The sequence below is a fragment of the Bradyrhizobium sacchari genome (genome assembly GCF_002068095.1).
In the GTDB taxonomy this organism is placed as follows: Bacteria; Pseudomonadota; Alphaproteobacteria; order Rhizobiales; family Xanthobacteraceae; genus Bradyrhizobium; species Bradyrhizobium sacchari.
The window spans coordinates 108,846-130,969 of record NZ_LWIG01000013.1 but is presented as its reverse complement, the minus strand read 5'-3'; the positions used below and the strand labels follow the sequence as shown (position 1 = coordinate 130,969).

Below are 22,124 nucleotides of genomic sequence, written 5' to 3'. Positions count from 1 at the left end.
CAGACCCGCATATTTTGTGCAGCGGAATGGCTGTCCGGCACATGGCGCCTGCACGCAAGATGCGCGAGCGAATCCGGCATGGCATCGCAGATGCTGATAAGCTAGCGTCGAACGGCCTTCGCAGGGAAAGCAATAACAGCAACGCGAAGGCGGCCGCCGGGAGAGAACCATGAAATCGCCGATTTGCGACATGCTGGGCATCGAGTTCCCGCTCTTCGCCTTCAGCCATTGCCGCGACGTCGTCGCCGCCGTCAGCCGCGCCGGCGGCTTCGGCGTGCTAGGTGCCACGGTGCACACGCCCGATACGCTCGAACGCGAGCTGACATGGATCGACGATCACGTCGACGGCAAGCCCTACGGCATCGACGTGCTGATCCCCGAGAACATCTCCACAGCAGGCGAGAAGGACGTCACCTGGAAGAGCCTGGAGGCGCGCGTGCCGCAAGAGCACCGCAACTACACCCGCGATCTTCTGAAGAAATACGACATCGAGCTGACCACCACCGAAGTGGCCGACAACCAGCCGCAGCCATTCGACGGCAAGACTGCGCTTCAATTGCTCGAGGTGTCCTTCAATCATCCGATCCGGCTGATCGCCAATGCGCTGGGCGTGCCGCCGAAGGCGATGATCGAGATGGGCAAGAAGCACGGCGTGCCGGTCGCGGCGCTCGTCGGCGCCAAGGAGCATGCGCTGCGCCAGGTCGCGGCCGGCGTCGACATCCTCGTGGTGCAGGGCACCGAGGCCGGCGGCCATTGCGGCGAGGTCTCGACCATGGTGCTGGTGCCGGAGGTGATCAAGGCCATCAAGCCCATCCGCGACGTGCCGGTGCTGGCGGCCGGTGGCATCATGACGGGCCGGCAGATGGCGGCCTGCATGGCGATGGGCGCGGCCGGCGCCTGGACCGGCTCGGTATGGCTTGCCACGGTCGAGGCCGAGACCACGGAAATCTTCCGTGAGAAGATGATCGCGGCGTCCTCGCGCGATGCAGTGCGCTCGAAGGGCCGCACCGGCAAGCCGGCGCGGCAGCTCCGCTCGGTCTGGACCGATGCCTGGGATCGCGCGCCGGAGAGCCCCGGCGCACTGCCAATGCCACTGCAAAGCATCGTCAGCCGCGACGCCTTCAACGCGATCGATCGCGCGGCAGCGGCCGGGAACGCCAAGGCGCGCGATCTCGTCAGCTACTTTGTCGGCCAGGGCGTCGGCCTGATCGACAGCGTGAAGTCGGCGGGCGCGGTGGTGCAGGAGTTCAAGGAAGATTTTGCCGAAGCCGTCGAGCACATGAATGCGCTGGTGGCGGAGTAGCATCCACATCGTCATTGCGAGCGCAGCGAAGCAATCCAGACTGCCTCTGCGGAAAGATCCTGGATTGCTTCGCTGCGCTCGCAATGACGAAACAACTGACATCGTGAATTGAAGCATGACAGATAAGACCACTATTCCCGAAGACCGCATCCCCGTCATCGTCGGCATCGGCGAGATCGTCGACCGTCCCAAGGAAATCACCGAGGGCCTCGAGCCGCTCGATCTGCTCGAGCAGGCGCTGCGCCGTGCCGAGGCTGATGCCGGCGCAAAGCTGCTCGGCGAGGTGCAGTCGCTCGACGTCGTCAATTTCCTGAGCTGGCGCTATCGCGATCCGGAGAAGCTTTTGGCACAACGCCTTGGCGTCGCGCCTGCGCATTGCTATTACGGCCCGGTCGGCGGCGAGAGCCCGATCCGCTATATCCACGAGGCGGCCAAGCGCATCGCGCGCGGCGAATGCACCGTCGCCGCGATCTGCGGCGCGGAGGCGCAGTCGACCGCGACCAAGGCGGAGCGCGCCGGGGAAAAATTGCCATGGACGCCGTTCGCCCATGATGTCGAGGAGCCCAAGCGCGGCGCGGCGTTCCAGAAGCCCTTGGCGGTCAAGCTCGGCGTGTTCCGGCCCGTCACGGTCTATCCGTTCTATGAAGCCGCCTCCTCCGCGCATTGGGGCCAGACGCCACGCGAGGCGATGGCGGAATCGGGGACGCTGTGGTCGCGCTATTCGGAAGCCGCCGCGCAAAACCCCAATGCCTGGCTGAAGCGGCGCTATGCGCCGGAGGAGATCACGACGCCGACCGCCGACAACCGGCTGATTGCCTGGCCCTACAACAAGCTCATGGTCGCCAATCCCAGCGTCAACATGGGGGGCGCGCTGCTGCTCACCAGCCTCGCCAAGGCGCGCGCGGCGGGTATCGCGGAAGACAGGCTTGTCTATCCGCTCGGCGGCGCCTCGGCCGAGGAACCGCGCGACTATCTCTTGCGCGACCAGTTCTACGAGAGCCATCCGCAGAATGCAGTGCTGAAAGCGGTGATGGATCTCGCCGGCGGCAAGGCCTTCGACGCGATCGAGCTCTACAGCTGCTTTCCCTGCGTCCCCAAGATGGCGAGACGGACATTGGGCTTGGGTCCCGACGTGCAGCCGACCGTGACCGGCGGTCTCACCTTCTTCGGCGCGCCGCTCAATACCTACATGACGCACGCGGCCTGCGCGATGGTGCGGCGTGTGCGCAATGGCGCAAGGCTGGGCCTGCTCTATGGACAGGGCGGCTTCGTCACCAAGCATCACGCGCTGGTGGTCTCGAGGACGCCGCCGCGCGAGGCGCTGGCGCAGGAGACCAGCGTGCAAGGTGAGGCCGACCGCAACAAGCGCGCGGTGCCTGAGTTCGTGACGGAGGCCTCGGGCAAAGGCAAGGTCGAGAGCTTTACCGTGCTCTATGGCCGTGGCGGTAATGTCGAGCACGGCGTGGTGATGCTGCGGACAGCGGATGACCGGCGCACGCTGGCGCGCATTCCGGCGAGCGATAGCGCGACGCTGCAACATCTACTCAACATGGATCGGACGCCGGTGGGCTCGCTCGGCGAGATCACGATGGCGGCTGATAGCGTCCCGGAGTGGCGGGTGGCGTAGGTCTCGCGTCCCGGACGCGGTGCGGCATGCAATGCCGCTCCGCAGGGCCTTGACCCGGAAAGCTGCACTAGAACACGGGGAGAGATGGGCCCGGCTCAGCAGCGCACCACTTCGTGCTGCGCTGCGTCCGGGGCGCGAGACTGCGCCTCAGCTCTTCGGCGGCTGCTTCTCCGACGCCGTCGCCGGTTTGCCCTTGGCGCCGGCACCGGTCACGCGGACCTGGTCGCCGTCCGCGAGGCCGTCCGGCGGGGCGGTGATGACGCGATCGTCCGGCGCGACACCCGAGGCGAGCTCGATCTCGCGGCCGAGGTCGCGGGCGATCGTCACCGTCTTGAACAGCACCTTGTCGTCCGCCCCGACGGTCGCAACGCGCAGGCCGCTCCCGTTGAAGATCAGGGCGCTGGCGGGGATGCTGAGCGGCGCGGAGTCGCGCTGGAGGTTCAGCTTCACGCTGGCATAGCCGCCGGGCATCAGCTCACCGCTGGAATTGTCGAGCCCGAGCTGCATGCGCGTGGTGCCGGAAGCGACGTCGACGGCTTGCGAAGAGGCCTCCACCGTCGCCTGGAAGGTCCGGTTCGGATACTCCGGCAGCGCGATCGTCGCCTTGGCACCGATCCTGATCGCCGGCACGTAGTTCTGAGGCACGTTGACGTAGACGCGCAGCTTGGTGATGTCGGAGATGACGAACATCGCCGGGCCCGAGCCGCCTCCGGCATTGATCAGCGCGCCGACATCGGTGTCGCGCGCCGTCACCACGCCGTCGAACGGCGCCGTGATCTTCTTGTAGCCGGCTAGCGCTTCCAGCCGCTCGACATTGGCCTTGCCCGAATTGACGGCGGCGTTCTTGTTGGAGAGATCGGCGGTACGCTCGTCGATCTCCTGCGCGGAGACGAAGTTGGAGGCGATCAGCGTCTTGCGGCGGCTCAGCGTTGCTTCCGACAACCTGGCGCTGGCCTGCTGGCTGGCGAGGTCGGCACGGGCCTGAAGCAGCTGCTGGTCGAGATCCGGCGCCTCGATTTCTGCGATCACCTGCCCTGCCTTGACGCGGGCGCCGATATCGGCGTTCCAGCTTTTGAGATAGCCGCTCACGCGGGCGAAGATCGGCGCCCGATAATAGGCCTCGAGCCGTCCTGGCAGATCGATGGTCGCGTTGAGAGCCTTGGCATTCGGCAGGGTGATTGCAACGCTGGGAACCGCCTGATCATCGGTCCATTCCTTCAGCCTGCTGCCCTGCTCCTCGCGGGCGCGGATGCCGGTGCCGACGACAAGGCCCGCAGCAATCAGCGCCGCCACGCCGAAAATGCCGAGTTTCCGGTGCGACACCACAGGGCGGGATTCAGTGGGCGACATGCGGGGTCTCCAATGAGGCGGCGGCTTTGGCGCCTTGTTTCTTGTGGACCATGCTGAACACCACGGGAACGAACATCAGCGTGGCGAAGGTTGCAAAGATCAGGCCACCGATCACGGCACGGCCGAGCGGCGCATTCTGCTCGCCGCCCTCGCCCAGCCCGAGCGCCATCGGCGCCATGCCGATGATCATGGCGAGCGCGGTCATCAGGACGGGGCGGAACCGGACGAAGCCGGCTTCGAGTGCCGCGGCGACGGGATCGCCGAGCTCCTCGTAACGCTCGCGCGCGAAGGAGATCACGAGCACGCTGTTGGCGGTGGCAACGCCCATGCACATGATCGCGCCGGTGAGCGCCGGGACCGACAGCGTGGTCTCCGTCGCGAACAGCATCCAGACGATGCCTGCGAGCGCGGCCGGCAGCGCCGTGATGATCACGAAAGGATCGGACCAGGACTGGAAGTTCACGACGATCAGGAAGTAGATCAATACGACGGCCCCGAGCAGGCCGAACAGGAGGCCGGTGAAGGCGCTGTTCATGGTCTGCACCTGGCCGAGCAGCACCACGGATGAGCCCTTCGGCACCTCCTTCGCGGTGTCGGCAATCAATTTCCGGATGTCGGCGGCGACCGCGCCGAGATCGCGCCCGGAGGTCGTCGCAAAGATCTGCACCATCGACTGGATGTCGTATTGCGACACCACCGCGCTGGAGGTCGAGCGCTTGATGTCGGCGATGCCGCCGAGGATCGGCGACTGCGCGTTGCCGGCAGCCGTGATCGGCAGTGTCTGCAGCGCGCTGAGCGAGTCGATCTGGTATTGCGGCGTCTGCATCACGATCGAGTAGGACACGCCGTTTTCGGGATTGAGGTAATAGGTCGGCGCGACCTGCGAGGAGCCGGCTAGATTGACCACGAGGCTGTTGGTGACGTCGCGCTCGGTCAGGCCGACATATTGGGCGCGGGTGCGGTCGACGTCGATGTTGAAGGTCGGGTTGCTCGGCGATTGCTGTATGCGCGCATCGGCAACGCCCGGAATGCGTCGGACCTTCGCCAGCAGGCTGTTGGCGTAAGCGAAGTTGGCGGCAAGATTAGCGCCGCGGATCTGCAGGTCGATCGGCGCCGGTGCGCCGAAATTCAGGATCTGGCTGACGATGTCGGCCGGCAGGAAGGCGAAGCTGACGCCGGGAAAGAGCCTCGGGAGCTGCTCACGCAGCACCTTCACATGCTCCTCGGTCGGCTTGTGGCCTTCCTTCAGCTTGATCTGGATGTCGCCGTCCTGCGGGCCGATCACGCCGGTGTTGTTGTAGGTCATGTTGATGCCGGAGATCGGCATGCCGATGTTGTCGGTCATGGTCTCGATCTCGCCCGGGATCAGCTTGCGCACCGCCTTCTGCACGTCGGCGAGCTGGTTGGCGGTCTCCTCGACGCGGGTGCCGACTTGCGTGCGGACATGCATCAGGATGTTGCCTGCATCGACAGCGGGGAAGAAGTTGCGGCCGAGGAACGGCACCAGCGCGAAGGACGCGCCGACCACGCAGAGGAAACCGATCACGAATACGGCGCGGTGCGCCAGCGCGAGGCCGAGCAAGCCGCGATAGCCGCTCCGGATGCGCTCGAACCGTGCCTCGAAGCCGCGCTGGAACCAGACAAACGGATTGCGCGACTTCGGCGGGGCGCCTTCGTGATGAACATGGGCCTTGAGCAGATAGTTCGCCATTGTCGGCACCAGGGTGCGCGACAGGATGAACGACCAGATCATCGCGAACATCACGGCTTCCGCCATCGGCACGAACAGGAACCGTGCGACGCCGGTGAGGAAGAACATCGGCACGAACACGATGCAGATACAGAGCAGCGAGACGAAGGCCGGCGTCACGATCTGGTTGGCGCCGTCGAGGATCGACTGCTCGACCGGCTTGCCCTGCTCCAGATGGTAGTTGATGTTCTCGATCGTGACCGTGGCGTCGTCGACGAGGATGCCGACCGCGAGCGCGAGGCCGCCGAGCGTCATGATGTTCAGCGTCTCGCCGATCGCCGACAGCATGATGATGGCACCCAGCACCGAGAGCGGGATCGAGACCGCGATGATGATGGTCGAGCGCCAGCTGCCGAGGAACAAGAGGATCATGACGCTGGTCAGCAGCGCCGCGATCACGCCCTCGAAGGCAACGCCTTCAATCGCGCCGCGGACGAACACGGACTGGTCGCCGATGAAGCCGATCTTCAGGGCGTCGGGCAACTGGTCCCTGACCTCGATCACCTTCTGCTTGATGCCGGCGATGATATCGAGCGTCGAGGTCGCGCCCGCCTTCAGCACCATCATCAGCACCGAACGGTTGCCGTCGACATGGACGATGTTGGTCTGCGGCGGATTGCCGTCGCGCGCGGTCGCGACGTCGCGCACATAGACCATGGCACCGTTGATGGTCTTGATCGGCAGATTGCCGAGCTCGTCGATCCGGAGCGGCGAATTGTTGAGCTGGATGTTGTATTCGAACTGGCCGATCTTCTGGGTGCCGACCGGCGTGATCAGGTTCTGGGCCGCCAGCGCATTGGCGACGTCCTGGCCTGACAGGCCGCGGGCCTGGAGCGCGGTCGGATCGAGGTCAATCTGGACCTGGCGCTGCTTGCCGCCGAACGGATACGGGATCGCCGCCCCCGGCACGGTGACCAGCGGCGTGCGGAGCTGATTGATGCCGATGTCGGCAAGGTTCTGCTCGGTGAGGCCGTCGCCCGACAGCGCCACCTGGATGATCGGCACGGTCGAGGCGGAGTAGTTCAGGATCAAGGGCGGCGTTGCGCCCGGCGGCATCTGCTTGAGCAGCGTCTGCGAGATCGCGGTGACCTGGGCATTGGCGGTGCGGATGTCGACGTTCGGCTGGAAGAAGATCTTGATGATGCCAAAGCCGTTATAGGAAGTGGCCGTGATGTGCTCGATGTCGTTCACCGTCGTCGTCAGCGCGCGCTGGAACGGCGTGGTGATGCGGCCGGACATCTGGTCCGGCGGCAGGCCGGTGTACTGCCAGACCACGCCGATCACGGGGATGCGGATGTCCGGGAAGATGTCGGTCGGCGTCCGCATCGCCGCGAGCGGTCCGATGATCAGGAGCAGGAGCGCGAGCACGACAAACGTATAGGGCCGGCTCAGGGCAATACGGACCAGAGCAATCATGCGCCAGGCTATTCCAGGTCAGGCAGGGATACGGAATCCGCCCCCATGGGGATCCTCTGTCCCCTTTACCCGAGCACCGCCGGAAACGCTAATGACCAGAACTATCCTGCATTCACTTCCCTGCTACCGCACTGCGGAATCAACATCGCAGCTATGCGATGGGAGGCACATCCGGCCTCGTCCCGGCGAGGGCCGCGACGACATAGGGCAGGCAGCTGGAGCCCGACGTCGACAGCTTACGCAGCGCGGACGGAGTTGAGGAACTTACCGACCTCGAGCTTGAGCCGGTTGCTGTCGCGCGACAGCATCTGCGCTGCCGACAGCACCTGCGAGGAGGCCGAGCCGGTCTCGGACGCGCCGCGCTGCACGTCGCCGACATTCGCCGAAACCTGCTGGGTGCCGTGGGCGGCCTGCTGGACATTGCGGGCGATCTCCCGGGTTGCCGCGCCCTGCTGCTCTACGGCCGCGGCGATCGCGGAAGCGATTTCCGACAGACGCGCGATGGTGCCGCTGATCTCGCCGATCGCGCTGACCGAATCCTGCGTCGCCGCCTGGATGCCGCCGACTTGCTGTCCGATTTCGCCGGTGGCCTTTGCCGTCTGCTCGGCCAGTGCCTTGACCTCGGAAGCGACCACCGCGAAGCCGCGACCGGCCTCGCCTGCGCGCGCCGCCTCGATCGTGGCGTTGAGTGCCAGGAGGTTGGTCTGGCCCGCGATGGCATTGATGAGCTCGACGACATCCCCGATCCGCGCCGCGGCCCGCGACAGCTCGCTGACGCGTTCCGTCGTGGCATGAGCCTGGCTGACCGCCTCGGCCGCGATCCGGGTGGAATCCTGCACCTGGCGGCCGATCTCGCGCACCGAGGATGACATCTCCTCGGCGGCCGACGCCACCGAATGGACATTGCTGGAGGCGGCCTCCGAGCCCGATGCGACCACCGTGGCCAATTCCTGTGCCCGGCCCGCAGTCGTGGACAGCGTCGAGGCCGACGCCTCGAGCTCGGTCGCCGCCGACGACACGGTCTCGACGATCTCGCCGATCGCGGCCTCGAAGCCGTCGGCGAGCCTGGTCATCCCGGCCTTGCGCTCTTGCTCGGCGCGGCGCTGCACCGCCTGCACCTCGTCGCGGCTGAAGCGGATGATGGTCTGCACGGTCTGGAGGTTGCGCAGCGCCTCGCCGATCTCGTCGTCGCGGTCGATGACGATGCGGTTGTCGAGCTTGTCCTGCACGAGGTTGACCATGGTGTCGTTGAGATGCTGTATCGGCCCCTGAATCGCGCGCATGGTCGCAAGACCGGCAAAGCCGACGATGGCGGCGCCGACGACCGCCAGCAGCGCCAGGACCAGGCTGGTCGAGCCGCCGGTGGAGAGCGCGCCGCCGATGCCGAGCGCGAGCATGAACAGCACCTGAAGCGCCATCGTCGTGACGAGGCGCGCCTTCAGCGTCCTGGTGAAGATGCTGAAGCGATCGAGCAGCGAGCGGCGGCGGATGATGCCGGCATCGATGCGATAGCCATGCGGCTTCTTCTCACGGATCGCAGCGTAGACCTCTTCGGCGAGCTTGCGCTGGTCGGCCGGCAGCCTGGTGCGGATGGAGGTATAGCCCTTGACCTGGCCGTTCTCACGGATCGGCGAGGCCGTCGCCAGCACCCAGTAGAAGTCGCCGTTCTTGCGCCGGTTCTTCACCGCGCCGAGCCAGGGCTTGCCAGCCTTCAGCGTGTCCCAGAGATTGTCGAACGCCTCCGGCGGCATGTCGGGGTGACGGACGATGTTGTGCGGCTGCCCCATCAGCTCGGCCGACGTGAAGCCGGCAGCGGCGAGAAAGTCCTCGTTGAAGTAGGAGAGCTTGCCCTTGAGATCGGTGCGGGAGACGATCAGCGTCTCGTCACTGACGGGATATTCGACATCGGTAACGGGAAAATTTTTGCGCATCGGGGCCCCCACTGAATTGATTATCTGTTCATTCCAATTCGGACGGCCGCTGTTCGAGTCGTCTTGCGCGATTCTCATAAAGCGAATTTAACTATCCATGAAACGCGCTTCCCGTAGGTTTACGGTCCGCCCCCATGATACTACCTGTGAGCGACATCGGGTTACCGGTGCTGCAAAGAAAGAGCGGCGCTGTAGGGCGCCGCTCTTTTTACCGTGACGGATGTTGAAGCTTTTACGCCGCGCGGACGTTGCTCAGGAACTTGCTGACTTCCGTCTTCAGCCGGTTCGAGTCGTTCGACAGCATCTGCGCCGCCGACAGCACCTGCGAGGAGGCGGTGCCGGTCTCGGTCGCGCCACGCTGCACATCGGTGATGTTGGAGGAGACCTGCTGGGTGCCCTGCGCCGCCTGCTGCACGTTGCGGGCGATCTCCTGGGTCGCGGCGCCCTGCTCTTCCACCGCAGCCGCGATCGCCGAGGAGATTTCCGACAGGCGCTCGATGGTCGAGGAGATCTCCTTGATCGCGCCGACCGAATCGTTGGTTGCCGCCTGGATGCCGGAAATCTGCTGGCCGATCTCGCCGGTCGCTTTCGCGGTCTGCTCGGCAAGTGCCTTCACCTCGGAAGCAACCACTGCGAAACCGCGGCCGGCCTCGCCCGCGCGCGCCGCCTCGATCGTGGCGTTCAGCGCCAAAAGGTTGGTCTGGCCGGCGATGGTATTGATCAGCTCGACGACGTCGCCGATACGTGAAGCCGCCTTGGAGAGCTCGCTGACGCGCTCGGTGGTGGAGCGGGCCTGGCCGACGGCATCGCCCGCCATCCGCGCCGATTCCTGCACCTGACGGCTGATCTCGCCAACAGACGAGGCCATCTCCTCGGTGGCCGAGGCCACCGACTGCACGTTGGTCGATGCTTCTTCCGACGCGCCGGCCACCGTGGTCGCCAGCCGCTGGGAGCGGTCGGCGGTCGAGGTCAGCGTCGATGCGGAGGCCTCTAACTGGGTCGAGGCCGAGGACACCGTTTGGACGATCTCGCCGATCATGGTCTCGAATTCGCGGGTGATGTTGTCGACGCGGCGACCGCGCTCGATCTTGGCTTCGGCGTCGGCCGCGGCGGCCTCGTCTGCCGCCTTCTTGGCGATCAGCGCCTCCTTGAAGACCTGGAGCACATCGGCCATGGCGCCGATCTCGGTCTTCTCGCCCTGATGCGGGACTTCGGCGGAGAGGTCGCCGTTGCCCAGCGCCTGCATCGGCTCGATGATCGAGTTGATACCCTTCGATACGTCCCGAACGAGATAGAAGCTGATACCGATGCCGGCGACGATGGCGGCGCCGAGGATGATCGAGACCAGCATGAAGGCGAAGGAATAGCTGTCCGCAGCATCCTGCGCGGCCTGGTCGCCGCCCTTGGTGTTCAGCTCGATATCCTTCGTCAGCACCTCATCCGAGGCAAGGCCGATCTTGTTGACCGTCTTGGTATTCAGCTCCTGCGCCTCGTGCGGGACCTTGCCGGCCTCCTTGCGCGACAGCGCCATCACCTCTTCGGTGCCCTTCTTGTAGTCGTCCCAGAGCTTGGCCCAATCGTTGTACAGCTTCCTCTCCTCGGGAGAGGTGATCATGGGCTCGTAGGCCTTGCGGGCCTTCGCGAGCGCCTCGCTGACGGTCGCCGCCGTCTTTTCGTTCGCGAGCTTATCCTCGAGGGTCTCCGACAGCATGTGCTGGCGGACCACGTTGCGGTAGGTGATGACGGAGGCCCGGAGCTCGCCCAGCACCCGCACGCTCGGCATCCAGCTCGTGGTGATCTCGACCGTGTTGGCGTTCATCGACCGCATCTTCATGACGGCGAGCAGGCCCATGCCGGCCATCGCGACCAGCAGGAACGCCACGACAGTGATGATCTTGGCGCGGATGGAAATGGTGGCGAGCATAATCGGGTCTCTTTGTGCTGGCGCGGCGGCGCGTCCGGGAATTACATCTCTACTAAAAGTTGCAGCGTCGCCATCCAACAACAAAACGACCAAGCAGTTGTGAACTCCGACTCCGCACAGGCACGAAAGCCGAAAGAAATGAACGCGCGCCTAAGAATGCTCTGCACTCAGCGCATGAGCGTAAGCGCATCGGAGAAAAACTCGGCGCCGCCGAAATTTCCGGACTTCAGCGCGAGCAGCATGTCGCCTCCAGCACCGACCGCGCGCAGCACCGGAACGCCCGCCGCGATCTCCACTCCTACGAGAAACCCGGGGATCTTCAACCGATCGACCACCGCGCCGGATGTCTCGCCACCGGCGACGACCAGACGCCGCACACCTGATTTTACAAGGCTTTCAGCGATGTCGGCCATCGTCTGCTCGATGGCGTGGCCGGCCGCGTCGCGGCCGTGACGCGCCTGAAGCGCGGCGACCTGATTAGGTGTCGCGCTCGACGCAATCAGCACCGGACCTTCGGCCAGTCGCGGCCTTGCCCAGTCCAATGCACGTTGCGCTTCGCTTGCTCCCGTAAGAATACGGTCCGGGTCGAGATGTAACACCGGCATGACACGCTCTGCATTCGCGATCTGCTGAAGCGTCGCCTGCGAGCAGCTTCCGGCAAGGCATGCCGCCGGTCCGCCGACGGCCGCACCCGTCTCGCCGCCCGCCGCAGCCGACTTGACCTTGCCGGTCGACACCAGCGCCCTTGCCAGCCCGAGGCCGATGCCGGAGGCGCCGACCGACAGCCGATGGCCGGCGGCCACGAGCCCGATGGTTTCGAGGTCGCGGTCGAACACGGCGTCGATGATCGCCGCGCCGATGCCCTTGGCGGCAAGCTCGGCGAGCCGCGCCCGCACGGCATCCGCGCCGCGCGTGACGGTGGCGAGATCGACGAGGCCGACCTGCGTCTTGCTCTGGCGCGCCAGCACGCGCACCAGGTTGGAATCGTGCATCGGGTTGAGCGGATGGTCCTTCAGGGGGCTCTCGTTCAGCGGCACCGCGCCGACGAACAGATTGCCCTGATAGACGGTGCGGCCGGTCTCCGGGAAGGCCGGCGTCACCAGCACGGCTCCCTCGCCGCAATCGGCGCGCAGCGCGTCCATCACGGGGCCGATATTGCCGGCGTCGGTGGAATCGAAGGTCGAGCAGATCTTGAACAGCACATGGCTCGCGCCGCGGCTGCGCAGCCATTTGTCCGCCGCGCGTGAACGCGATACGGCGAGGCCGGCCTCGATCGAACGGCTCTTCAAGGACACCACGACGGCATCGACCTCGGGCAGCGCCAGGTCATCAGACGGCACGCCGATGGTCTGCACGGTGCGCAGGCCCGCGCGCGTCAGCGTGTTGGCGAGATCGGAGGCGCCGGTGTAGTCGTCGGCGATGCAGCCAAGAGAAATTTTCGCCGCAAGTGTCACGGCTTCACTCCTGCGTAGGGCTTGAACCAGGCAAGGCCATCGGTGGTCTTGCCGCGCGGATTGTATTCGCAGCCGACGAAGCCGGCATAGCCGAGCCGGTCGAGCTCATCGAACAGGAACGGATAGTTCAGCTCCTCGCCGTCGGGCTCGTTGCGCGAGGGGATGCTGGCGATCTGGATATGGCCGATGATCGGCATCATCTCGCGCAGCCGCATGGTGACGTCGCCGTGGATGATCTGGCAGTGATAGATGTCGAACTGGAGCTTCAGGTTCGGCAGCCGCAGCTCCTGGATCAGGTCGCGCGCGAAGCCGAAATCGTTGAGGAAGTAACCGGGCACGTTGCGGGCATTGATCGGCTCGAGCACGATGTCGATGCCGTGGGGGGCGAAGAATTCCGCGGCCCACGCCACCGACTTGTAGAAGGCCTCGATCGCGACGCGTTCGCCGCGATTGGCGATGCCGGCCATCAAATGCAGCCGCTTGACGCCGGTCGCCTTGGCGTAGGGCAGCGCGGTCTCCAGGCTCGCCTTGAGATCGTTGAAGCGCGCAGGCAGCGCCGCAAATCCCTTCTCGCCCGCATTCCAGTCGCCCGGCGGCAGGTTGAACAGCGCCTGGGTCAGGCCGTTGCGCTTGAGACGCTCGCCGACGGCCTCCACCGGATGCTCGTAGGGAAAGAGAAACTCGACGGCGGTGAAGCCCGCTTGCGCGGCGGCATCGAAGCGGTCGAGGAACGGCACCTCGTTGAACATCATCGAGAGGTTGGCGGCGAAACGGGGCATTGCAAATCCTCTGGTTTACTTGTCGCCCGGCAGCTTCACGCCGGTGACCTGCGCATACATGCGCGCGACGGAGGCATCATCGTCGCGGCCCATGCCGGCGGCCGCCGTCATCAGGAACATCTGGAGGGCGGCGGCCGAGACCGGCACCGGGAATCTGGCGCTCCGCGCCATGTCCTGGATGATGCCGAGGTCCTTGACGAAGATCTCGACGGCACTGCGCGGCGTGTAATCGCCGTCGAGCACGTGCGGCATGCGGTTCTCGAACATCCAGGAATTGCCGGCGGACGCCGTGATCACCTCATAGACCTTGCGGATGTCGAGCCCCTGCTTGGCCGCAAACGCCATCGCTTCGCTCGCGGCGGCGATGTGCACGCCTGCGAGCAATTGGTTGATCATCTTGAACGCCGCACCCTGCCCGGCAGCATCGCCAAGCTCATAGAGCTTTGCCGCCATGGCATCGAGCGCCGGCCGTGCCTTTGCAAAGGCAGCCGGGCTGCCCGAGGCGAGGATCGTCAGTTCGCCCTGCGCGGCGCGTTGCGCGCCGCCGGAGATCGGCGCATCCAGATAATGCCGGCCGGTCGCCTCCAGCTGTTTGGCGAGGCGCCGCGCCACCTCCGGATCCATGGTGGCGGAGGACACAAACACACTGTCCTTCGGCATGGTTTCGGCCGCGCCGTCCTTGCCGAACAGAATCGCCTCGGTCTGGGCGGCATTGACCACGACGCTGACGACGATGTCGGCGCTCTTGGCTGCCTCCGCCGGCGTCTTGGCGCCGGCGCCGCCGTCCTTCACGAAGCGCGCCACCGCGTCAGCCGAGACGTCGCAGCCGGTGACGGCATGGCCGGCGCGCTGCAGCGAGGTCGCCATGCCAAACCCCATCGAGCCTAGCCCGACGACGGCGATACGCTGACTTTGTGACGTGGAGGCGGACATATGCAACTGATCCTTGCGAGCGTTTCCCGAATAGCCGCCCTTTGCGGCAGCTTGGCAACCGAATAACACGGCTTGGCCGCGCTGCCAAAGCGTGAGACAAGCGAGCATGACGGCCATGAGAACCGAAACGAGCAACGAGACACGGCTGCGTGAGGAGATCTGCCGCTTCGGACGGTCCCTGTTCGAACGCGGGCTGACGCCGGGCTCCTCCGGCAATATCAGCGTCAGGCTGGACGGCGGCGGCTGGCTGGTGACACCGACCAACGCCTCGCTCGGCTTCCTCGATCCCGCAAAGCTGTCGCGGCTGGATGAAACCGGCCGGCTGATGTCGGGCGATGCGCCAACCAAGGAAGTTCCGCTGCACACCGCGCTCTACGACACGCGCGGCAACGCCCGCGCGATCGTGCATCTGCATTCGACTCATTCGGTGGCGCTCTCGATGCTGCCCGAGATCGACCCGCGCGCCGCGCTGCCGCCGATGACGGCCTATTATCTGATGAAGTGCGGCGCCACCGCACTCGTGCCCTATTACCGCCCGGGCGACCCGGCGGTGGCGGATGCGATCAAGGGCCTGGCGGGGAATTATTCATCCGTGCTGCTCGCCAATCACGGCCCGGTCGTCGCCGGCGACACGCTGGAGGCCGCCGTGTTCGCCACGGAAGAGCTGGAGGAAACGGCGAGGCTGTACCTGCTGCTGCGCGGGATGAACCCGCGCTATCTGTCACCAGAACAAGTGACGGATCTGGTGAAGGTGTTCGGGGTGGCGTTGCCGGAGCACGGGCACGGGCATTAGTGCCCTGCCCTAACGTCGTCATTGCGAGCGCAGCGAAGCAATCCAGAGTCTTTCCGCGGGGGAATTCTGCATTGCTTCGCTGCGCTCGCAATGACGGAGGGTGCGGCAGCGGCTGTAGCCCGCATGAGCGCAGCGACATGCGGGAGCGTCTGTCCCGATTATCGCTTCGCTCATCCAGGTTGGGCGGTGTGCGTGAAGCTACAGCCCCAGATACGCCTTCCTCACGTCCGGATTGCCCCTGATCTCCGCAGACGGGCCCTGCATCAGCACGCGGCCGGTCTGCAGAATGTAGGCGCGGTCGGCGATCTCGAGGCATTCGGCCATGCGCTGCTCGACGATCAGCACGGTCATGCCGGCGTCGCGGATGCGCTTCACCGCCTGGAAGATCTCGTCCACGAGCTTCGGCATAATTCCTTGCGAGGGCTCGTCCAGCATCAACAGCCGTGGACGCGTCATCAGGGCGCGGCCGATCGCGAGCATCTGCTGCTCTCCGCCGGAGAGCGTCTCGGCGCGCTGCTCCAATCGTTCCTGGAGACGCGGGAACAGCGTGAAGACAAGATCGAGCGGCCCCTCGCGGTTCGCATCACCGCGGTAAAGATAGCTGCCGAGACGAAGATTGTCGCGCACCGACAGGCGCGGGAACAGGCGACGGTTCTCCGGCACGTAGGCGATGCCGGTGGCGGTGATGTGGTGCTGCGCCATGCCGTCGAGGCGCTTGCCGTCGAACGTCACCGTGCCCGAGCGCGGACGCTCGGCGCCGGCGATGGATTTCAGCAGCGTCGACTTGCCCGCGCCGTTGGCGCCGGCGACGCAGACGATCTCGCCCTTCTCGACCTCGATCGAGACCGCGGAGATCGCGACCAGGCCCTGATAGGCGGTGGTGACTTCACGCACCGACAGCATGACGATCTCCCAGATACGCGCTGATCACCTTGGGATCGCGGACGACGTCGGCGGGCTTGCCCTCGACCAGCACCTTGCCGAGGTCGAGCACGATGGCACGGTCGACCAACGGCATCACGATCTCCATGACGTGCTCGACCATCAGCACGGTAATGCCGGTCTCGCGCACCTTGCGCACCAGCGCGACGCCGGTCTGCGCCTCGGTCGGAGTGAGCCCGGTGAGGACCTCGTCGAGCAGCAGCAGCTTCGGTTCGGTCGCGAGCGCCCGCGCGACTTCGAGACGGCGCTTCTCGGCCGGCACGAGGTCGCTCGCGAGCACGTCGGCGCGCGCGGCAAGGCCGGTGAATTCCAGCACCTCGTGCGCCTTGCGGCGGGCCTCCCGCATCACGGTGTTGCGCACCAGTGCGCCAACGATGACGTTGTCGATGACCGTCATGGTTTCGAAGCTCTTGACGACCTGGAAGGTCCGCCCCACCCCGCGCTGGCAGCGCGCGGCCGCCGGCAGATTGGTGACGTCCTCGCCGTCGAAGATGATCGAACCTTGCGTCGGCGGCAGCACGCCGGCGATGAGATTGAAAAGCGTCGACTTGCCGGCGCCATTGGGGCCGATGAGGCCGACGATCTCGCCGCGGCCGACCGAGATCGAGACGTCGCTGTTGGCGACGAGGCCGCCGAAGCGCTGCCAGACGCCGCGGGTTTCAAGGAGCGCCGTCATCGTGTGGCTCCCGTCTTCTTCGGGCGTGAAAACAGGCTCATCAGTCCTCGCGGCAAGGCCAGCGAGATCAGGACGATCAGCGTACCGTAGATGATGAGATCGACACCGCTCCCCGAGCCCCCGAACTTGAAGCGCGTGATTTCAGTCAGCGGGATCAGAATGGCGGCGCCGAGCACCGGCCCCCACAGCGTGCCGATGCCGCCCAGCACGGCGGGCAACGCCATCAGCAGCGAAAACTGAAAGCCCATGACGCTTTCGGGATCGATGTAGGAAACGAACTGCGCGTAGAAGCTGCCGCCGACGGCGACCAGGAAGGCGGAGACCGCGGCCGCACCCATCTTGGAATTGAACACGTCGACGCCGAGGCTCTCGGCCGCGTCCGGATTGTCCTTCACCGCACGCCACCAGAAGCCCCATTTGGAATCCTCCAGCCACCAGGTGACGAACCAGGCGACGCAAGCCAGCAGCAGGGCGAAATAGAAGTACGGCACCTTGCTGCGGGCGAACTGGAACTTCAGCCAGCTGTCGCCGCGGATTGGAATGGTGATGCCCATCGCGGCGCCGGCCCATTCCCAATTGTGGAACAGAAGCAACCCGATCTCGGCGATGACGATGGTCGCGATCACGAAGTAATGGCCACGCAGGCGGAAGAAGGGATAGCCGAGCCCCATTGCGATCAGCGCCGACACCACGCCGCCCGCAAGCATGCCGAACCAGGGGAGCACGCCGAATTTGGTGAAGAGCAGCTCGGTGGTGTAGGCGCCGAGGCCAAAATAGAGCGCGTGTCCGAGCGAAATCTGTCCGCAATAGCCGGACAGGATGTTCCAGCTCTGCGACAGTCCCGCATACATCAGCGTCAGGATCAGGATGTTCTGGACGACGACGTCCTTCACGAACAACGGCACGAGCGCGGCAATCGCGGTCAGCACCGCGGCAATGATGAGGTCGCGGCGGCGCCGCGCGGCAAAATTCTTGTCCATCACATCGACCCGAACAGGCCACGCGGCCGGATGAAGACGACGAGCAGGTACACGGCGTAGATGCCGACCGATTTCAGCGACGGCGGCAGCACCAGGGCGGTGACCGCTTCGACGAGGCCGACGATGATGCCGCCGGCGAAGGCGCCGAACACGCTGCCGAAACCGCCGAGCGCCACCGTGACATAGGCGATCAGGGCAAATGACGCGCCGACATCGGGATAGATGTAGAAGAAGATCGCCATGATGGCGCCGGCGAGACCGACCAGCGCGGCGCCGAGGCCCCAGCCGAACGCGAACACGCGGTTCTTGTCGATGCCGACGAGCGCGACCGCGCCGGGATCCTCGCGGGTGGCTTCCAGCGCGCGCCCGAAGTCGGTGCGGTGGATGAAGAGGTAGAGTCCGGCGAAGGCCGCGATCGAGACCAGCGCACCGACCAGCTGCGGCTCCGGCAGGAAGATGCCGGCAATCGAGACGGTCTTACCGCCGAGCCAGGACTGGGGAATGCTGCGATAGTCCGGCGTGAAGAAGTACTGCGCGAAACCGCGCATCACGATGGCGAGACCAAAGGTGGTGAAGATCTGCACCATACCCGCATTGGCCTTGGCCCGCATGGCGAAGCGTACAAGCAGCAGATAGACCACCGCTCCGAACACGAAGAGCGCGGCGGCGACCAATGGCGCCGACAGCAAGGGGTCGATGGCGAAGAACGCGAACAGGAAGAAGGACAGGTACATCGCGATCATCAGGAACTCGCCATGGGCGAAGTTCGTGACGTCCATCAGGCCGAAGATCAGCGCGAGGCCGACGGCGATCAGTCCATAGAGCAGCCCCATCAAGAGACCGCTCGCAAGACTTTGGACAACGGTTTCGACTGTCAGCAACTTGTCCCCCAGAAAAAAGCCCTCGCCCCGAGGGGCGTGATCGAACGCACGTCGCAAGCCAGAAGCCCGCCTTCGTCGTTGCGACGCGGGCTTCGTCCGCTTCTCAGGATCGAGGTCGGGAGCGATCAGGCTCCCGCACGCATCCTCACTTCATCGGCCAGACGGGTTCGGCGACCGCGGCTTGCGCCGGCGAGACGGTGACGAACTTGCCGCCGATATATTGCAGCAGCACCGGGTCGGCGTCGTTGTTCTGGCCCATCTCGTCGAACTTGACGCTCTTCCAGGGCATGATGGTCTGCTCGGCCGGCATTGCGGTTGCGGCAAGCGCGTCGCGGATCTTCTCGCCGTCGGTGGACTTGGCGCGGTTGATGGCATCGGCCATCACGATCAGCGCCATGAATTCGCGCGAGGTGTTGTCGTTGAGGTCCTTGCCGGACTTCTCCTTGAACATGTCGTTGATCTTGCCGACCATCGGCCGCTTGGCGGCGAGGTCGAGCGAGAAGCTGCCGCGCGTGATCACGCCTTCGAGCTTGTCGCCGACGGCGTCATAGAGCGCCTTCTCCGAGAAGCCGGCGGCCTGCGCCACGATCGCCTTCGGCTTGTAGCCGAGCTCGGCCATGGTCTTGACCAACAGGATGCCGTCGGTGGTGTAACTCGAAGGCATCAGCACGTCGGCGTTCGCCGCCTTGAGCTGCTGCACCTCGGCCGACAGCGACGGCGAGTTGGCGCGATACTTGATGTCGGCGACGACCTTGTAGCCGCGGTCGGCCGCCAGCTTCAGCTGGGCGTTGGCGGAGTCGGTGCCGAAGATCGTGTCCTCGTGGAACAGCGCCAGCGTCTCGACCTTGGTGCCCTTCTTCTTCAGCGCATCGAAGAAATCGAACATTGCGGCCGAGAACATTTCGTCATGGGGCGACGGCCGGAAGTAGTATTTCAGGCCGCGGCGATGCAGGCTGGGCGAGGAATTGTCCGCCGAGATGAACGGAATCTGGTAGCGCTCGCAGGTCTGGCTGACCGTAACCGCGACCGCGCTCTGATAAGTGCCGAGGATGGCGCAGACCTTCTCCTGCGTGATCAGGCGCTCGGCTTCGGCGCGGCCCTTCTGCGGATCGCCCTGGTGGTCGGCGAAGACGAGGCGAATCTTGGCGCCGCCGAGACCCGGCAAGCCTTCGCCCTTGGCGAGCGGAAGCTCGAAATCGTAGTTCTTGTTGATGATGTCTGCCGCCGTCTCGTAGGCGCGCTGCGCGTCGACGCCAATCTGGGCGTTCGCGCCGGACATCGGATAGGTCAGGCCGATCACCACTTCTGACGTCTGCGCGCGCGCGGATAGCGGCATCAACGCGGCAGTGGCAGCAGCTCCAAGCAGAACGTCGCGGCGAGTGATCGTCATTGGCAAAGTCCCCTGTTATCCGAATTTTGCGCGTATCGAATGAAGCGATTGGCAGATAGCGTAAAGCCTGAAGAAGCAGCAAACGCTGCCCATTAAATCACGGCCATGGTCCTGTTCTTCAGATCCGTCACCAGCATCAGGCCGGGCGAATGCGTGATCGCGAAGGGTACCTTCGCCGCGTTGATCACCGATTGCGGCGTCACGCCGCAGGCCCAGAATACCGGAATCTCGTCATCGGCGACAGGTACGGGATCACCGTAGTCTGGCTTGGCGATGTCCTTGATGCCGATCAGATGCGGATGGCCGAGATGTACGGGCGCGCCGTGCACTGCGGGATAGCGCGAGGTGATCTGCACCGCGCGGATCGCATCGGCCGGCTTGAACGGACGCATCGACACCACCATGGGGCCCGCGAACGGACCGGCCTCGCCGCAGGCGATATTGGTGCGGTACATCGGCACGCGCACGTTGTGCTCGATGTGGCGGATCGGCAGGCCCTCGTCCAGCAGCGCCTCTTCGAACGAGAACGAGCAGCCGAGCACGAAGGTCACGAGATCGTCGCGCCAGTGGCTCTTCACGTCGGTCGGCTCGTCGACGACTTCGCCGTCGCGCCAGACGCGGTAACGGGGAACGTCGGTGCGGATGTCGAGATCGGCGCCCAGCGCCGGAATATGCGGGCTGCCGACGTCGGACATGCCGATGATCGGGCAAGGTTTCGGATTGAGCTGGCAGAAGCGGTGAAAGGCGCTGGCATATTCGGCGGGCAGGATCGCCAGATTGCCCTGGACGAAGCCGGGGGCGACCCCGGCGGTGGATCCCACCTCGCCGGCGCGATAGGCGAGCCGCGCCTGGCGGCTTGGGAGGATGTCGGTTGTTTCAGTTTGCTGCGCTGCCACCAAAACAGTCATGTGATCGACCTGCCTATAAACTCGACAAAGACAAGCCAACACCAAGCGTGCTATAAAGTCTAATCTTCCTTTCTAATCAATCTCGATAAATCTAATTTATCGATCGGGAAAATCCCTCTATGCTGGACTTCAGGTCGATCGAGACATTCCTCTGGGTTGTGAAGCTCGGCAGCTTTCGCGGCGCCGCGCAAAGGCTCAACACGACCCAGCCCGCGATCTCCCAGCGCATCGCTCAGCTCGAGCGCGAGATGGGCGTGAAGCTGCTGAATCGCGATCATCGCGTGGCATCACCGACGCCGAGTGGCCGGCAGATGATGGTCTATGCGGAGAAGCTGATCGGCCTGCGCGCGCAGATGATGGCGGAGATCGGCGACCGCTCGGCGATGCGCGGCGTGATGCGGCTCGGAGTCGCCGAGACCATCGTGCACACCTGGCTGCCGCGCCTCGTGAAGAGCGTGAACGAGATCTATCCGAACCTGTCGCTCGAGATCGAGGTCGACATCACGCCGAACCTCACCGCGCGCCTGCTCGCGCAGGAGATCGAGCTCGCCTTCGTGGTGGGGCCGCTGTCGGCCTCAGGCGTGCACAACCGCTTGCTCGCCGACTACCCGATTGGGTTCCTCGCAAGTCCCTCGCTCGGGCTCGGCAAGGGCCTGGTCACGCCGGCGGAGCTCGCGCGGTTTCCGATCATCACCTTCCCGCGCAAGACCAAGCCCTATGAGGTCGTGCGTGAGGTGTTCGACCGGCCGGAGCTGCCGCCGATCCGGCTGCACGCGTCCGCTTCGCTGGCGACCGTCATCCACATGGCGGTCGAGGGACTTGGCATCGCCGTGATCCCCGACGCCATCGTCGAGAACGAGCTCGCCGACGGCCGGTTGCAGCTGCTCGACACCGAGCTCGCGATAGCACCGCTGACATTCACGGCGAGCTGGCTCGCCTCACCCGACGTCGTCGCCGTGGAGCGCGTCGCCGAGCTTGCACGGCAGATTGCGCAGAGCAGCCTCGCGGTTGACGCGCCCGCGCTGGCGGGTCATTGAAAAAGAGCCGGATTTTCTACCGTCATTCCGGGCTCGCACGGGACCGCGCT

17 protein-coding genes are annotated in these 22,124 nt (G+C 65.2%); 4 read left to right on the top strand and 13 right to left on the bottom strand.

Going from position 1 to position 22,124, the window contains the following annotated elements:
- The first annotated feature begins 169 nt into the window (after window positions 1-169).
- Window positions 170-1,303 (top strand): nitronate monooxygenase, encoded by a 1,134-nt coding sequence (locus A5906_RS17745; RefSeq protein WP_080136679.1) that lies wholly within the window; start codon window positions 170-172, stop codon window positions 1,301-1,303.
- 115 nt (window positions 1,304-1,418) lie between these two features.
- Window positions 1,419-2,930 carry an acetyl-CoA acetyltransferase gene (locus A5906_RS17740; protein ID WP_080136678.1) on the top strand — a complete coding sequence of 504 codons (1,512 nt, stop codon included), beginning with the start codon at window positions 1,419-1,421 and terminating at the stop codon, window positions 2,928-2,930.
- Window positions 2,931-3,077: 147 nt separating this feature from the next.
- On the opposite strand, the gene A5906_RS17735 is transcribed toward A5906_RS17740, so the two are convergent.
- The 7 genes from A5906_RS17735 to ltnD form a co-directional block, all read right to left on the bottom strand.
- Window positions 3,078-4,280 carry an efflux RND transporter periplasmic adaptor subunit gene (locus A5906_RS17735; RefSeq protein WP_080136677.1) on the bottom strand — a complete coding sequence of 401 codons (1,203 nt, stop codon included), beginning with the start codon at window positions 4,278-4,280 and terminating at the stop codon, window positions 3,078-3,080.
- A complete protein-coding gene (locus tag A5906_RS17730) occupies window positions 4,267-7,446 on the bottom strand; it encodes an efflux RND transporter permease subunit (RefSeq protein WP_080136676.1) in 3,180 nt (1,059 codons plus the stop codon). The genes A5906_RS17735 and A5906_RS17730 overlap by 14 nt, the downstream gene beginning before the upstream one ends.
- Window positions 7,447-7,682: 236 nt before the next feature.
- Window positions 7,683-9,377: a methyl-accepting chemotaxis protein gene (locus A5906_RS17725; RefSeq protein ID WP_080136675.1), complete on the bottom strand. Its 1,695-nt coding sequence runs from the start codon at window positions 9,375-9,377 to the stop codon at window positions 7,683-7,685.
- Window positions 9,378-9,609: 232 nt separating this feature from the next.
- On the bottom strand, window positions 9,610-11,301 hold the full coding sequence (locus tag A5906_RS17720) for a methyl-accepting chemotaxis protein (protein WP_080136674.1): 1,692 nt from the start codon (window positions 11,299-11,301) through the stop codon (window positions 9,610-9,612).
- Between the two features lie 167 nt (window positions 11,302-11,468).
- On the bottom strand, window positions 11,469-12,755 hold the full coding sequence (otnK, locus tag A5906_RS17715; protein WP_080136673.1) for a 3-oxo-tetronate kinase: 1,287 nt from the start codon (window positions 12,753-12,755) through the stop codon (window positions 11,469-11,471).
- Window positions 12,752-13,534 (bottom strand): 2-oxo-tetronate isomerase, encoded by a 783-nt coding sequence (otnI, locus tag A5906_RS17710; RefSeq protein ID WP_080136672.1) that lies wholly within the window; start codon window positions 13,532-13,534, stop codon window positions 12,752-12,754. The genes otnK and otnI overlap by 4 nt, the downstream gene beginning before the upstream one ends.
- Window positions 13,535-13,549: 15 nt before the next feature.
- On the bottom strand, window positions 13,550-14,473 hold the full coding sequence (gene ltnD, locus A5906_RS17705; protein ID WP_430642395.1) for an L-threonate dehydrogenase: 924 nt from the start codon (window positions 14,471-14,473) through the stop codon (window positions 13,550-13,552).
- A 100-nt stretch (window positions 14,474-14,573) separates the two neighbouring features.
- Here ltnD and otnC point away from each other — a divergent pair, with 100 nt between their 5' ends.
- A complete protein-coding gene (gene otnC, locus A5906_RS17700; RefSeq protein ID WP_080136671.1) occupies window positions 14,574-15,260 on the top strand; it encodes a 3-oxo-tetronate 4-phosphate decarboxylase in 687 nt (228 codons plus the stop codon).
- Window positions 15,261-15,458: 198 nt separating this feature from the next.
- On the opposite strand, the gene A5906_RS17695 is transcribed toward otnC, so the two are convergent.
- From A5906_RS17695 to A5906_RS17670, 6 genes are all read right to left on the bottom strand, one after another.
- The gene (locus tag A5906_RS17695) at window positions 15,459-16,163 is read right to left on the bottom strand and encodes an ABC transporter ATP-binding protein (RefSeq protein WP_080136670.1); all 705 of its coding nucleotides are present in this window, start codon (window positions 16,161-16,163) and stop codon (window positions 15,459-15,461) included.
- Complete coding sequence (locus A5906_RS17690; protein WP_080136669.1) at window positions 16,147-16,878, bottom strand: ABC transporter ATP-binding protein; 732 nt, start codon at window positions 16,876-16,878, stop codon at window positions 16,147-16,149. Before A5906_RS17690 ends, A5906_RS17695 begins: the two co-directional genes overlap by 17 nt.
- Complete coding sequence (locus tag A5906_RS17685) at window positions 16,875-17,858, bottom strand: branched-chain amino acid ABC transporter permease (RefSeq protein WP_080136668.1); 984 nt, start codon at window positions 17,856-17,858, stop codon at window positions 16,875-16,877. The genes A5906_RS17690 and A5906_RS17685 overlap by 4 nt, the downstream gene beginning before the upstream one ends.
- Window positions 17,858-18,736 (bottom strand): branched-chain amino acid ABC transporter permease, encoded by an 879-nt coding sequence (locus A5906_RS17680; protein ID WP_080136869.1) that lies wholly within the window; start codon window positions 18,734-18,736, stop codon window positions 17,858-17,860. The genes A5906_RS17685 and A5906_RS17680 overlap by 1 nt, the downstream gene beginning before the upstream one ends.
- Window positions 18,737-18,884: 148 nt before the next feature.
- Window positions 18,885-20,129, bottom strand: coding sequence for an ABC transporter substrate-binding protein (locus A5906_RS17675; RefSeq protein WP_080136667.1), 1,245 nt, complete (start codon window positions 20,127-20,129; stop codon window positions 18,885-18,887).
- A 92-nt stretch (window positions 20,130-20,221) separates the two neighbouring features.
- The gene (locus A5906_RS17670) at window positions 20,222-21,037 is read right to left on the bottom strand and encodes a putative hydro-lyase (protein ID WP_080136666.1); all 816 of its coding nucleotides are present in this window, start codon (window positions 21,035-21,037) and stop codon (window positions 20,222-20,224) included.
- A gap of 119 nt (window positions 21,038-21,156) precedes the next feature.
- Between A5906_RS17670 and A5906_RS17665 the strand changes: the two genes are divergently transcribed.
- A complete protein-coding gene (locus A5906_RS17665) occupies window positions 21,157-22,074 on the top strand; it encodes a LysR family transcriptional regulator (protein ID WP_080136665.1) in 918 nt (305 codons plus the stop codon).
- Window positions 22,075-22,124 lie beyond the last annotated feature (50 nt).